This window comes from Amycolatopsis samaneae (genome assembly GCF_039541975.1).
GTDB lineage: Bacteria > Actinomycetota > Actinomycetes > Mycobacteriales > Pseudonocardiaceae > Amycolatopsis > Amycolatopsis samaneae.
Genome location: NZ_BAABHG010000003.1, coordinates 748,065 through 761,811, shown reverse-complemented (window position 1 = coordinate 761,811; position 13,747 = coordinate 748,065). Strand labels below are relative to the sequence as shown.

General features: G+C 71.3%; 13 protein-coding genes. 8 read left to right on the top strand and 5 right to left on the bottom strand.

All coding sequences use genetic code 11. The features are described 5' to 3' along the window. A partial coding sequence (locus ABD987_RS10710) for a PHP domain-containing protein (RefSeq protein ID WP_345389843.1) occupies positions 1 to 355 on the bottom strand: 355 nt, incomplete at its 3' end. Positions 356 to 567: 212 nt separating this feature from the next. On the opposite strand from ABD987_RS10710, the gene ABD987_RS10705 reads away from it, so the two are divergent. Beyond that, positions 568 to 1,146, top strand: a complete 579-nt coding sequence (locus ABD987_RS10705; RefSeq protein WP_345389840.1) for a TetR/AcrR family transcriptional regulator — start codon at positions 568 to 570, stop codon at positions 1,144 to 1,146. A gap of 73 nt (positions 1,147 to 1,219) precedes the next feature. Beyond that, the gene (locus ABD987_RS10700; protein WP_345389837.1) at positions 1,220 to 2,011 is read left to right on the top strand and encodes an oxidoreductase; all 792 of its coding nucleotides are present in this window, start codon (positions 1,220 to 1,222) and stop codon (positions 2,009 to 2,011) included. Here the strand turns inward: ABD987_RS10700 and ABD987_RS10695 are convergent. Together ABD987_RS10695 and ABD987_RS10690 are read right to left on the bottom strand one after the other, a co-directional pair. Next, positions 1,998 to 3,545: a plasmid pRiA4b ORF-3 family protein gene (locus ABD987_RS10695; protein WP_345389834.1), complete on the bottom strand. Its 1,548-nt coding sequence runs from the start codon at positions 3,543 to 3,545 to the stop codon at positions 1,998 to 2,000. The two genes, ABD987_RS10700 and ABD987_RS10695, sit on opposite strands and share 14 nt — an antisense overlap. Before the next feature lie 30 nt (positions 3,546 to 3,575). Further along, positions 3,576 to 5,987, bottom strand: coding sequence for a GH92 family glycosyl hydrolase (locus ABD987_RS10690; protein WP_345389831.1), 2,412 nt, complete (start codon positions 5,985 to 5,987; stop codon positions 3,576 to 3,578). A 241-nt stretch (positions 5,988 to 6,228) separates the two neighbouring features. Between ABD987_RS10690 and ABD987_RS10685 the strand changes: the two genes are divergently transcribed. The 6 genes from ABD987_RS10685 (at position 6,229) to ABD987_RS10660 (ending at position 12,314) form a co-directional block, all read left to right on the top strand. Beyond that, the gene (locus ABD987_RS10685; RefSeq protein WP_345389828.1) at positions 6,229 to 6,633 is read left to right on the top strand and encodes a nitroreductase/quinone reductase family protein; all 405 of its coding nucleotides are present in this window, start codon (positions 6,229 to 6,231) and stop codon (positions 6,631 to 6,633) included. Further along, positions 6,630 to 7,292: an alpha/beta hydrolase fold domain-containing protein gene (locus tag ABD987_RS10680; RefSeq protein ID WP_345389825.1), complete on the top strand. Its 663-nt coding sequence runs from the start codon at positions 6,630 to 6,632 to the stop codon at positions 7,290 to 7,292. Before ABD987_RS10685 ends, ABD987_RS10680 begins: the two co-directional genes overlap by 4 nt. Positions 7,293 to 7,458: 166 nt before the next feature. Then, positions 7,459 to 8,139 (top strand): FadR/GntR family transcriptional regulator, encoded by a 681-nt coding sequence (locus tag ABD987_RS10675; RefSeq protein ID WP_345389822.1) that lies wholly within the window; start codon positions 7,459 to 7,461, stop codon positions 8,137 to 8,139. Positions 8,140 to 8,234: 95 nt separating this feature from the next. Continuing rightward, positions 8,235 to 9,578, top strand: coding sequence for an amino acid permease (locus ABD987_RS10670; RefSeq protein WP_345389937.1), 1,344 nt, complete (start codon positions 8,235 to 8,237; stop codon positions 9,576 to 9,578). A 38-nt stretch (positions 9,579 to 9,616) separates the two neighbouring features. Next, positions 9,617 to 10,543 (top strand): asparaginase, encoded by a 927-nt coding sequence (locus ABD987_RS10665; protein WP_345389935.1) that lies wholly within the window; start codon positions 9,617 to 9,619, stop codon positions 10,541 to 10,543. Between the two features lie 142 nt (positions 10,544 to 10,685). Beyond that, positions 10,686 to 12,314 (top strand): CocE/NonD family hydrolase, encoded by a 1,629-nt coding sequence (locus ABD987_RS10660; protein WP_345389819.1) that lies wholly within the window; start codon positions 10,686 to 10,688, stop codon positions 12,312 to 12,314. A 31-nt stretch (positions 12,315 to 12,345) separates the two neighbouring features. Here the strand turns inward: ABD987_RS10660 and ABD987_RS10655 are convergent, their stop codons facing one another. After that, a complete protein-coding gene (locus tag ABD987_RS10655) occupies positions 12,346 to 13,107 on the bottom strand; it encodes a metallophosphoesterase (RefSeq protein WP_345389816.1) in 762 nt (253 codons plus the stop codon). A gap of 2 nt (positions 13,108 to 13,109) precedes the next feature. After that, positions 13,110 to 13,736, bottom strand: a complete 627-nt coding sequence (locus ABD987_RS10650) for a GntR family transcriptional regulator (RefSeq protein ID WP_345389813.1) — start codon at positions 13,734 to 13,736, stop codon at positions 13,110 to 13,112. Positions 13,737 to 13,747 lie beyond the last annotated feature (11 nt).

The following is a 13,747-nucleotide window of genomic DNA, read 5'->3' as shown; positions in this document are numbered from 1 at the left end:
TGGCGTTCCGCGCCAGCATCGTCATGTGCGTATACGCACCACCACCCGAGACGTCACCGCCCTCACCGAACTCGTCCGACCCACGCTGGTTCGCCTGCCCCCAGAACACCGGCTTCTTGTGAAACCGCGACTCCGGCGCGATGTAGGCCTCGATCCCGATGATCGGCGTGATCCCATGCTTCTTGGCCTGCTGATAGAACTCGTCGCCGCCGTACATGTTGCCGTGGTCGGTCATCCCCACCGCCGGCATGTCCAACCGCGCCGCCTCCGCGAACAACGGAGCGATCTTCGCCGCACCATCGAGCATCGAATACTCGGTGTGGACATGCAGGTGGACGAAAGAATCGTTCGACACCAGCGAAAACCTCCCCTAGACGGACCGGTCCCGGTGATCTCGCGGCGCGCTCCGGGCTCCCCACCCTACGTCCGGGACAGCCGCGCTTTTGGCTGGGGGCCAGTCTGCTCCCGAAGGTCGGTTCGGGCCACCGGGACGCGCCGGGCGACAGCGGTGAGCGAAGATCGGCCTGATATTTGACTTCAAGTTACAAAAAAGCCTAGGGTCGCGACGTGGGCCGTACCAAGAACTTCGATCCGGACGTCGCCGTCGAGCGGGCGATGGACCAGTTCTGGACGAACGGCTACGCGGGGACCACTCCGCAGCAACTGGTCGACGCGCTCGGCATCGGCCGGGGAAGCCTGTACAACGCGTTCGAGAGCAAGTACAAGCTGTATCTGCGCGCGCTTGAGCACTACCTCGACACCGAGAACTCCCAGCTGTTCGAAACCCTCGACGCACCCGGCAGCGCCCGAGAACGGCTACACGCGGCGCTGAACCTCGTGGTCGAAGCGGCACTCAACGACAAACAACGGCGTGGCTGCATGGTGACGAACGCGGCGGTGGAGTTCGCCGGGCGCGATCCCGGTGTGGACAAGCTGGTCCGCCGGATCTTCGACCGGCAGGAGGCCGCGTTCCGCGGCGTCATCGAGGCGGGCAAGGGTTCCGGTGAACTCGGCCGCGACCTCGACGCCGCGGACGCCGCCGCCTTCCTGCTCGCGACCATCAACGGGATCCGGGTGCTGGGGAAGGCCGATCCCGGCCCCCGGCGACTCCGGCACCTCGCCGAAACCGCGCTGCGCGCGCTCTGAGTCACACCGCATGACAAGGGACCTTTTTCGCGCCGAGATTTTGTAACTCTAGTTCAAGAAATTGGGAGAGAACATGGACCTGCACCTGACCGGCAAGACGGCGGTGGTCACCGGCGGCAGCAAGGGCATCGGGCTCGCCATCGCCCGTACCCTCACCGCCGAAGGCGTGCGCGTGGTCGCCGCCGCGCGCACCGTCACCCCCGAACTGGCCGCGCTGGCGCCCGGCGTCGTCGCCGTGACCGCGGACCTGTCGACCCGCGCGGGTGCGAAGGCACTCGGCGAACAGGCTCTCGACGTGCTGGGCGGCGTCGACATCCTGGTCAACAACCTCGGCGGGGTCCGCCAGGGGAGCGGGCACGACGAGCGCTTCGCCGACATCGACGACGACGCGTGGCAGGAGGCGTTCGAGCTGAACCTGTTCAGCGCGGTCCGGGTGACCCGCGCCGTGCTGCCGAGCGTCGTCGAACGCCGGGGCGTGATCATCACGATGTCCTCGATCGGCGCCCGGTTCACGCATCCGCCGATCGAGTACGGCGCCGCCAAGGCCGCGCTGACCAACGTCAGCAAGGCGCTCGCCGAGGAGCTGGGCCGCCACGGCGTCCGCGCCGTCACGGTGAGCCCCGGCCCGACGCGGACCGGGAACTGGTCGGACCCGTCGAGCATGGCGGGCGACCTCGCGCGTGAGGCCGGGCTCGACCTCGGCACCTTCCTCGAGCGGCTGCCGGAGCGGATGGGGATCACCACCGGACGGCTCGCCGAGCCCGAGGAGACCGCCGCGCTGGTGGCGTTCCTGGCCTCGCCGCACGCGGCGAACATCACCGGCGCCGACTACCTCGTCGACGGCGGCGTGATCAAGACCGTGTGACCTGCCCGAGCTCGGCGAGTTCCTCGGTCACCTCGTCCGCGCTGAAGTGTTCGGGTTCGAACTCGCCGGCATCGAGGAACCCCATCCAGTCCAGCAGTGCCTCGTGCTCCGGATCGTCCGGGTCGGCAAGGGTCGCGACGAGGTCCTCGTAGCCGCCGATGCCGCCGCAGTCCTCCGGCGGGGCGGCGCGGCGGCCGCCGGTGCAGCGCGGGTAAACCTTCGCGGCATCGGCGGCCAGCACCTTCTCGACGAGGATCTCGTGCTCCCAGTGGTCGCCGAAGTCGTAGAGGTAGCGGATCTTGCTCTTCGCTTCCGGCGTCACCTGTTCGAGGGTCACCGCGTCCTCGTCGCGGAAGTCCAGCTCCGGATCGGGGATCCCGAAGTCGCCGTAGGGCGTCTGGAACACGTGCAGGTGACTGTGCTCCCACTCGAAGGCGACCTGGATGATCTCGTGCAGCCAGGCGAGGGTGGTGTCCGCGGGAACTTCGAGCCGTCGCCAGATCGGCGGCTTCGCGCCCTTGAGACTCACCTTGAGCTGGTAGACCGGCGCCGGCCCGTCCGGCTTCTTCCGCTTCGGCGGCAGCTTTTCCGTTCCCACCGGCCCGAGATCGCGTACCGGGGCCGACGTCGGATACGACACGCTGTCGCCGCAGTCGGCGGGATGCGGCGTCTTGGGCTTGGGCGATTCCGGAAGGCCGCGCAGCCGGCCCCGCACCACCATGGCGTTCGCGGAGTAGGCCGGCAGCTCCGCGTCCTCGTCCGGTTCGTCGCCCATCAGCAGCTCGGCCAGCGGGTCTCCGTCGTGGACCTCCCGCGCGTCCAGCGCGTTCTCGACCCGCCAGCGGAAGTCGGCGGGGTCGAGATCCTCCTCGACGAATTCGAGCCCGGCCCCGGTGCAGTCCGCGCGCAGGCTGTCCACCACAACGGGCACGTCGTGTTCCTCGGCGAGCATGATCTCGCCGGCGGCACCGCAGTCCCCGCTGTCCACGGTGATCACGAAACCGTGTGGACGGCCGGCGCGATGGAACACGCAGACGAACACCGTGACGAGACCGAGGGTGTCGCCGAGCCGCTTGCACGCGGACACGGTCACGGGCTCGGCGAGTTCGGCCGCCCACCGCGGCTCCGGCACTCCAGCGCCGACGAGCCGGGCGGCGGCCGCCGAGGCGGCTTCGCCCAGGCTGCCGTCGCCGACCGCGCCGACCGCCAGCAGAAGTGCCAGCGCCCCGGGAGACGCCTCGGCCTCGATCGCCGGAAAAAGGCTGTCGGCGAACAGCTCCACGGCGTCACCGCCGAGCCGGCTGTTGGCCAGGACGAGCGCGCCCGTCACCTCCGCGTGGAGCGGGTCCTCCTCCGCAAGGAGGTCCTCGCCGACCGCGGCCAGGCCCTTGATCAGGGCCTCGGGGTCGATGCCCTCGCCGGTGCACTGAGGACAGTCGCATTCCCCGACCGGGGGCACGACGGTGAGCGGGAAACGCTGCGCCTTGGTCTTCTTCTGCTTCTTGGGCTTACGGCCACGGCTGCGGGGGCTCATTCCCCGTAGTGTGCCTCACCACACCGACACTCAGGGCAGGGGTGCCTGCGGCGGCGCGTCGGCGGGCGCGCTCCCCCAGCCGGTGTTCGGCCGGGCGCCGAGGTCGTAGGCGATCGTGCCGCCGTCGGCCACGAACGCCTCCGACACCCACGGCCGCGTCGTCGGCGAACCGTTGACCCGCACGCCCTGGACGTAGAAGGTGTCCGCCGACGCGCGCGGTGCCTCGACGGTGATCGTGGCGCCGTTGCCCCGGTGCACGACCGCCCTGGGGAACAGCGGGCTCGCCAGCACGAGGTCCGCCCGGCTCGGGATCTGCGGGAACATCCCGAGCGCGGCGAAGACGTACCAGGCCGACATGGTGCCGAGATCGTCGTTGCCGGGCAGGCCGCCGGTCCCCGGTCCGTAGACGGTGTTCACGATCCGGCGGACCGTCTCCTGCGTCTGCCACGGGCGGCCGAGGTAGTCATACAGCCACGGCGCGTTGATGTCCGGTTCGTTGCCGGGGTTGTAGTGCAGGCCGTCCGTGCCGGTGAGGGCCCAGTTTCCGGCGCTGTCGTGGAAGAACGCGTCGAGCCGGGTCAGCGTGGCCCGCTCCCCGCCGAGCCCGGCGACCAGGCCGCGGACGTCGTGGGAGGCCATCCAGGTGTACTGCGCGCTGGAGCCCTCGACGAACCCGGCGTCCGAGGCGGGGTCGAACGGGGTCACCCAGCCGCCGTCCGCGCGGCGGGGCTGGAGATACGGACCCGCCGCGGTCGCCTTCGGGTTGATCAGGTTCCGCCAGTACGCCGAGCGGTGCAGGAAACCCGCTTGTTCTGGGGCGCGGCCGAGGCGGGCGGCCCAGTCGGACAGCGCGTAGTCGGCGACGGAGTCTTCGAGCGTTTCGGCGGCCGAACCCCAGCAATGGCAGGCGTCGTCGGGCGCGTAGTGCAGACGCAGATATTCGCCGAGTCCCGGTCGCTGGCCGGCGCACTGCACGGGACAGCCCGCGTCGCGCGTGTCGTTCGCGGTGGGGACGGTGGCTGCCCGCACGAGCGAGTCGAAGGCGCCGCGCACGTCGAAGTCCTTGGCGCCGAAGGCGTGCATCCCGGCGAGCGCGGGCGCCGAGGGATCGCCGCTCATCACGTGCGTCGGGCCGTTGTTGTGCAGCCAGCGGTCCCATTCGCCGCCGTTCTGCCCGGCGAAGTTGTCCAGCGACTGGGCGTAGTCGCTCGCGCGGCGCGGGTCGAGGAACGCGAGCAGCTGGACCTGCGCGCGATAGACGTCCCAGCCGGAGAACGTGCCGTACTGCGCCCGTTGCCCCTTCGCCAGCCGATGGGTCCTGCCGTCGCTGCCGAGGTATTCGCCGGTGACGTCGTCGAACAGGCTCGGCTGCTGAAGGGCGTGGTAGAGCGCGGTGTAGAACGTCGTGAGCTGCGCGTGCGTCCCGCCGCCGACGGCGATCCGGGACAGCTCGCCCCGCCACGCGCGCCGGGCGGCGTCGCGGACGGTGCCGAAGGACGTGCCCGCCGGGATCTCGGCGTCGGCGTTGCGCCGCGCGTTCGCCGCGCTGACATAGGAGATGCCGATGCGGGCGGTGACCGGTCCCTTCGCCGGGTCGAAGGTGACGTAGCCGCCGGAACCGTGGCCCGGCCGGGCCACGTCGGCGAATCCCTCCCCGCCGCTCGCCCGGCTCGTGCCGGGCCGCAGCGTGCCGTCGGCCCAGGTGCCCTCGCCGACGATCGGCCGGTCGAACTGGACGCTGAAGTGGAGCGTGTAATAGGAACGCTGGTTCTCGGCGCCGCCCTCGGTGCGCCCGCAGAACCCGCCGGAGTCGACCGACCCGGTGACCCTGCCGTGCGCGGCGTCGATCGCGATCTCGGCGTTCTTGCTGCCAGGCAGGGAGTTCGACGTGCGGAAGAGCAGGTTCGCGGGTTTCCCCACCGGGAAGGTGAACCGGCCGAGCCCGGCGCGGTCGGTGACGGTGAGGTCGGCGCTAGTGCCGTTGGCGAGACCGACGCGGTAGTGCCCCGGCTCGGCGGTCTCGTCGGCGTGGGAGAAGTCGCTGGCGAAGATCTCGTCCCTGCTGTCGGCCGAGGGGGAGGTCCGGATTTCGCCGGGGAACGGCATGATCGGCACGTCGCCGGAGGCGCCGGGCGTACAGCCGGTGCCGTTCAGATGGGTCAGACTGAACCCGCGCAGCCGCGTGACGTCGTACTGGTAACCGCCCGCCGCGCCGCTGCCCGCCTGGTCGCCCCTGGTCGTGGTCGGGCTCCACGCGATCATCCCGAACGGCTTCGTGGCGCCGGGATAGACGTTGCCCGCGTTGGTGGTGCCGATCATCGGGTCCACCAGGGACACCGGATCCGCGACCGGCGCGGCCGCGTCTGCCGGGGTGATCGTCGTGGTCGCGAGCGCCGCGACGCCGAGAGTGGTGAGGAACGCGCGCAGGATCCGGGTCGCCATGACCGTCCTTTGACATCGTTGTCAGCCTGACGGTCCGTAACGCTACCGACACGGCGAGACCCTGGTCAACGCGCATCCGGCGTCCTGTCCCGTTGTCATGCGCCCCAATGTGGCGTTCGGTGCGTCCAACGCACCCAATGCCACATTCGGGCGCTTGGGCCACCCCCGGAAATCACGTTGACGTCCGGAGCGGCACCGGGCAGACTTCAACACCGTTGAAGTACGACGTGAAGGAGGGCGCGTGAAGATCGACCTGCGAGCCATGAACGAGCGCGTGATCGCGGACTTCCGCGCACGCGGCGGGCAGGCGGACGGGCCGCCGATGCTGCTGCTCACCACCACCGGCGCGCGCAGCGGGCGGCCGCACCTGACGCCGCTGCTGTTCCTGCCCGACGCCGGGCGCCAGGTGGTGTTCGCGGCGGCCGGCGGCGCCCCGGAGCACCCGGACTGGTACCGCAACCTGATCGCCGACCCGGAGGTCACCGTCGAGACGGGCGGCGAGACGTTCACCGCGCGGGCCGCCGAGGTCACCGGCGAGGAACGCGACCGGCTGTTCGCCGCGCAGGCCGCCGTCTTCGACCGGCTGACCGAGCACCAGGCGAAGACCGGCCGCCCGTTCCCGGTGATCGCGCTGACCCGCGCGTGACCACCCCGGTCACCGTCGTCCACGCGCACGGCGGCGGTTTCACCTCCTACGACCCGGAACTCGGCGCCGCCAGGACGCGGTCGCTGGCCGCGGCCGGGATCCGGGTCGTCCCGGTCGCCTACCGGCTCGCGCCGGAGCACCGCCACCCCGCGCAGATCGAGGACGTCCTCGCCGCGTGCCGGGAGGTCGACGGTCCGTTCGCGCTCCTCGGCGAGTCGGCGGGCGGCACGATCGTGCTGTCCGCGCTGCCGCGGCTGCTCGAGGACGGCCGCGTGCCGGTCGGCGTCGCGGCGATCTCCCCGGTCACCGACCTGACGCTGCCCGGTGCGTCCTTCACCGCCAACGAGGGCGAGGACCTCATCGGCCGGGCCGTGCTCCGCGAGTCGGTCACGGCCTACCTCGGCGACCAGGACCCGGCCGGGCCCGCCTCCCCCGCGCACGCGCCGGTGCGGAACTGGCCGCCGCTGTGGCTGGCGGTGGGCACCGCCGAGGTCCTGCTCGACGACGTCACGGCCTTCGCCGGACGTGCCCGCGACGCCGGGGTCCACACCGAACTCCGGCGTTATCCCGGTGCCCGGCACGGATTCCAGTTCGGGGAAAGCACCGTCGACGCCGATCTCGCGCGGTGGCTGAGCGCCCGCACCGCACCCGTGACCTGACCCACGGTTTCAGGCGGTCACCGCAGGTCAGCGCCCCGAAATCGCGGCGTCACGGGGCCACCGCCCCGCTTCGTCTTGACAATGTGGACGGTCGAACCCGACGATCTCGCCCATGAACCTGTCTGACAGCCAGACAGCCGGACAGGGTCCGCGTCGGGTGAGTGCCATGGAAGCCGTCCTGGCCCATCTCCGGCGTGCCATCGAGCGGGGAGACTACGCGGTCGGCGACAAGCTCCCCTCGGAGGCGAGCCTCGGCAGGGAGTTCGAGGTCAGCCGCTCGGTGATCCGGGAGGCCCTGCGCGGGCTGCAGGCTCTCGGACTGACCATTTCGCACACCGGCAAGGGCACGTTCGTGACCGCGAACGGGCCGGTGGAGAACCCGACCTTCGGACCGTACTCGGCCCGCGACCTGTTCGAAGTGCGCCGTCACGTGGAGATCCCGGTCGCCGGGTACGCCGCGCTGCGCCGCGGTCCGGAGGACCTCGACCTGCTCGGCCGCCTGGTCGACCGTATGGACGCCGAGACCGACAACGCGGCCTGGGTAGCGCACGACTCGCTGTTCCACATCACTATCGCGCGGTCGTCGGGGAACCCGGTGTTCGGCAAGGTCATCGAGGAGATCCGGGACGCGCTGGCCCACCAGTCGTCGTTCCTCAACCAGCTCGGCGGCAGGCGCGCGCAGTCGAACATCGAGCACCGCCGGATCGTGACGGCGATCGGCGACGGCTCGGCGGAGGCGGCCGAGGCCGCGATGACCGAGCACCTTCAGCACGTCGAAAACGCCCTGACCACCATCGTGCGGCCGAGCCACGCGAAAACCGGAGAACAAGGACGACTGACACAGTGAGCGAGACCCTCCAACCCACCGAAGAGGCGGCCCCGGCGCGGGTCGACGCCGGCGACGCGGGCTACCGCAAGTCGCTGAAGTCCCGGCACATCAACATGATCGCCATCGGCGGCGCGATCGGGACGGGCCTGTTCCTCGGCGCGGGCGGACGGCTCGCACAGGCGGGCCCCGCGCTCGCCATCGTGTACGCGGTGTGCGGGCTGTTCGCCTTCTTCGTGGTGCGCTCGCTCGGCGAGCTCATCCTGTACCGGCCCTCCTCCGGCGCGTTCGTCTCCTACGCGCGGGAGTTCATGGGTGAGAAGGGCGCGTACGTCGCCGGCTGGATGCACTTCCTGAACTGGTCGACCACCGGCATCGCCGACATCACCGCGATCGCCCTGTACGCGCACTTCTGGTCGTTCTTCACGCCGATCCCGCAGTGGGTGCTCGCGCTGATCGCGCTGGCGATCGTGCTGACGCTGAACCTGGTGTCGGTGAAGCTGTTCGGCGAGATGGAGTTCTGGTTCTCCATCATCAAGGTCGCCGCGCTGGTGGTCTTCATGATCATCGGGATCGTGCTGCTGGTGACGCAGACCCCGATCGACGGCCACTCCCCCGGCCCGCAGCTGATCGCCGACCACGGCGGTGTCTTCCCCGCGGGCGTCCTGCCGATGGTGCTGATCGTCCAGGGCGTCGTGTTCGCCTACGCCTCGTGCGAGCTGGTCGGCGTCGCGGCGGGCGAGACCGAGAACCCGCGGAAGATCATGCCGAAGGCGATCAACTCCATCATGTGGCGCATCGCGATCTTCTACGTCGGCTCCGTGGTGCTGCTGGCGATGCTGATGCCGTGGAGCTCGTACTCCAAGGACCAGAGCCCGTTCGTCACCGTGCTCTCCCACCTCGGGGTGCCCGCGGCCGACAGTGTGATGAACCTGGTCGTGCTCACCGCGGCGATGTCCAGCCTCAACTCCGGGCTCTACTCCACCGGCCGCATCCTGCGGTCGATGTCGATGGCGGGCTCGGCGCCGAAGTTCACCGGGGTGATGAACAAGAACCAGGTCCCCTACGGCGGGATCCTGCTCACCGCCGCGGTCTGCGTGCTCGGTGTCGGGCTGAACTACGTGGTGCCCAAGGACGCCTTCGAGATCGTGCTGAACTTCGCCGCGGTCGGCATTCTCGGCACCTGGGCCATCATCGTGCTGAGTCACCTGTTGTTCGTGCGCAAGGCGAAGCGCGGCGAGGTCACGCGGCCCTCCTACCGGCTGCCGTTCTCGCCCTACACCGAGATCGCCACCCTGCTGTTCCTGGCCGCGGTCGTGGTGCTGATGGGCTTCGACGAGACCGGCCGGATCACGCTGATGGCGTTGCCCGCGATCCTCGTCGCGCTCGTGCTCGGCTGGTTCCGCGTGCGCAGGCGGATCGACATGAGCGTGCTGGAAGCGGCGGAGGAAAAGCTGTGAGGACCGGCGTTCCCGCGCACGAACCGCTCGTGCACCTGATGCGCGGCGGCATGGTCGAAGGCGTCCACCACGGTTCGGTCGTGGTGCTCGCCCCGGACGGGTCGACGCTGTTCACCGCGGGCGACCCGGACACCGCGATGTACCCGCGGTCGACGGCGAAACCGGTGCAGGCCGCGGCGATGGCGCGGCTCGGGCTGCGCCTGCCGCCGGCCGGGTTCGCGATCGCTTCGGCCAGTCACTCCGGCGAGGCGATCCATCTGGCGGCGGCACGCGCCGTGCTGGCCGGGCACGGGCTCACGCCGGAGGACCTGCGCACCCCGGAGGACTACCCCTTCGACCCGGTGGAACGGGACGCGTGGGTGGCCGAAGGGCGGGCGCCGGGCAGGCTCGCGCACAACTGCTCGGGCAAGCACGCCGCGATGCTCGCGACCTGCCGCGAGCACGGGTGGTCCGAACCGGACTACCTGGACCCGGCTCACCCGCTCCAGCTGGCGATCGCGACCACCGTGGCGGACCTGACCGGCGCGCCGGTCCCGCACGTGAGCGTCGACGGCTGTGGCGCGCCGCTGTTCGCGATGTCGCTGCGAGGCCTGGCGACGGCGCTCGCGCGGATCGCCACCGCCCCCGCGGAAAGCCCGGAAGGCCTTGTCGCCCAAGGAATCCGTGCCCACCCCGAGCTGGTGGGCGGGACCAGGAGGGACGTCACGGCCCTGATGCGGGCGGTGCCGGGCCTGATCGCGAAGGACGGGTTCGAAGCCGTCCAGGTCGCGGCACTGCCGGACGGCACGGCGGTGGCCGTCAAGATCGCCGACGGCGGCGACCGGGCCCGGCCGCCGGTGCTGGCCGCGGCACTCGCACTGTCCGGTGTGGACGGTGCGGCGCTCGCGCCGTTCGCCGGGACGGCCGGGCCGGACGGCCTGCGCGTCACCGGCGCGCTGGGCGAGCACCTGCCGGCGGCCGCCTGATCGGCACGCCCACGAGTGGGGACATGTCGACATCTCGATCGAGTGAGTGACCGCGTGCTCGCGGCGAGCGAACGGCGGCGGGCGGGCGTCCGCCGCGGGTAACGTCGGGCACGGAGACGATCACCGCGGGAAAGGTGGATCCGTGCTGGACCGACTTGTCGACCGGATACTGGGACTGCCCGCCACCGAGGGCCCGCCGCCCACGGTGACCAGGGATGTGGAGATCCCGATGCCCGACGGCGTCCGGCTGCTCGCCGACCGCTACGCCCCGGCGGGCACCACGCGCGCGCCGGTCGTGCTGATCCGCACGCCCTACGGCCGGGGCGGGTGGTCGGGGAGGATCTTCGGGGCGGTGTTCGCCCGGCACGGGCTGCAGGTCGTCGTGCAGAGCACGCGGGGCACGTTCGGCTCCGGCGGCGAGTTCCGCCCGTTCCACCTGGAGAAGGAGGACGGGCTCGCGACCGCCCGGTGGCTGCGCGAGCAGCCGTGGTGCGACGGCAGGCTGGCGATGGCGGGCGGCAGCTACCTCGGGTACACCCAGTGGGCGGTCGGGCCCTACCTCGACCCGCCGCTGGAGGCGATGTGCCTCGGCATCACCGCGTCCGAGTTCGTGTCCGCGTTCTATCCCGGCGGGGTGCTCGCCGCCGACGACATGGTCTCCTGGTCGGCGCTGATCGGGACGCAGGAGCAGCGGTTCTCCGCGCTCCGCGGCCCGCTGCGGGCCAAGCGGCTGCGGCGGGCGATGAGCACGCTGCCGCTGTCGGCCGCCGACGTGGCCGCGATCGGGAAACCGGTGCGGTTCCTGGAAGACGTCACCACGCACGCCGAGCCGGACGACCCGTTCTGGGCGATGGCCGACCACCGCGCGGAGGTGGCCGGGCTGAGCGCCCCGGTGAGCATGGTGACCGGCTGGTACGACCTGTTCCTCGCCGAGCAGCTGCGCGACTTCCGCACGCTGGCCGCCGCGGGCCGGAACCCGCGCATCACCATCGGGCCGTGGGCGCACGGCGAACCGGGGATGCTCCGGGTGCTCGTGCCCGACCAGGTCTCGTGGCTGCGCGCGCACCTGCACGGCGACCGCGCCCAGCTGCGGCGGTCCCCGGTGCGGATCTTCCTGCAGGGCGCCGGGCGCTGGCTCGACTTCGACCAGTGGCCGCCGGCGGAGACCACCGCGCGGCCCTGCTACCTGCGGCCGGTCGGCGGGCTCGGCGAGGAAGTGCCGGGCGAATCGCTGCCCGCGACGTTCACCTACGACCCGGCCGATCCGACGCCGTCGGTGGGCGGGCCGCTGCTGAAGGGAAAGACCAAGCAGCGGGACAACCGGGCGATCGAGGCGCGGCCGGACGTGCTCGTGTTCACCGGTACCCCGCTGGCCGCCGACCTCGACCTCATCGGCGAGGTGTCCGCCACCGTCCACGTGCGCACCGATCTCGGCCACGCCGACATCTACGTGCGACTGTGCGATGTGGACAGGAGCGGCGTTTCCCGCAACGTCACGGAGGGCATCCTGCGGCTCCGGCCCGGCGCCCCGGAGTCCGATGTGGACGGTGTGGTGCGGGCGGAGGTCGAACTGGAACCCACCGCCTACCGGTTCCGGCGGGGACACCGGCTGCGCGTGCAGGTCGCGGGCGGGGCCTTCCCCCGGTTCGCCCGCAACCACGGCACCGGCGCGCCGGTCACCTCGGCGGTGACCGGGAAACCCTGCCGCTTCGAGATCTTCCACGACCCGGCCCACCCCTCCCACCTGAACCTCCCGGTCTTCCCCGGCTGACCGGTCCGGCCCGCAAACGTCCTCGCGAGGATCAGAGCGGGACGGTGCGTACGTGGGTGGTCAGGCGGCCGTCGTCGTGCAGTACGTGGAGCAGGACCGACGGTGGCCGCTCGTACTCGATCGGGCCGCCGTCGGGCCAGTCCCGGTCCCCGCCCGGTTCGACCGGCAGCAGCGAACCCGACACGACGCCGGGCGCGACCCGCACCGGCAGCCCGGCGAAGGTGGTCGACGCGCCGGTGTGCACGTGCCCGCACAGCAGCGCCCCCACGCGGGGATGCCGCGCGAGCACCGCGGCGAGCCGTTCCTCCCCGGTCTGCCGGATCCGGTCGACCGCCGGGACACCGACCTCGACCGGCGGGTGGTGGAACGCGACGAACGCGGGTCCGTCGCCCTCGGCGAGCACCGAGTCCAGCCAGCCCAGCGTCTCGTCGGCGAGGAAACCCGCCCCGCTGCCGGGAATCGTCGAGTCGCACATCGCGAACAGCGTCCCGCCCACCTCGTGCGCGCTGTTGATCGGCGCGTCGCCCGGCGCCTCGCCAAGCAGCACCTCACGGAAGGCGGCGCGGACGTCGTGGTTGCCGGGGCAGACCAGGACCGGCGAGGAGTGCTTCAGCAGCTCCGCCGCGCGCCGGTACTCCTCGGGCAGGCCGTGGTCGGCGATGTCTCCGGTCACCAGTACGGCGTCGACCGGGCTCGCCAGGCCACCGAGGTAGGCCATCACCGCGGCCGTCCGTTCCTCGGCGCGTTCCCCGCCGTCGAGATGGATGTCGCTCAGCTGCGCGAAAACCGTCATGCTCATTCCCTTCCCAGTAACGCCAGTGACCGCACCCAGTTGCGGACGAGCAGCTCGGCCGCCGCGGGCACGTCCCCCGCACGCAGCGACGCCGCTATCCGGCGATGATCGTCGATGCTCTCCTTCGCACGGTGCGCACCCCCGAAGTACAGCCCGTCGTAACGCTTCAGCAGCGGTTTCGTCTGCTCGATCAGCCGCAGCAGATGCGTGTTTTCGCAGCGGGACAACAGCAGCGCGTGCCAGCGTTCGTCCACAACGGACAGATCACCGCCCGCCTCCAGCGTCTCGGCCATCTCGTCGGTGACCAGATCGAGCGCGTCGGGCAGCCCGGCGAGATCCAGCGGCGAGGTCCAGCGCAGCGCGAGCGACTCCAGCTCGGCCACGAGCGGGTAGAGCCGCCGCGCCTCCCCCGGTTCCAGCGGCGGAACCAGGAAACCCCGGCCGGGAGCCGACACCAGCATCCCGCGGTCGGCCAGCCCGATGAGCGCCTCCCGCAGCGGGGTCCGGCTGACACCGAGCTCTCGCGCGAGGTGCACCTCGTTGACCCGTGCCTCGGCCGGAAGCCGCCCGTCGAGCACACGCGCGGTGATCTCCTGGATGAGGTCGCGGCGCAGGAGGTTCCTCGTCATCGGAGCAGTAT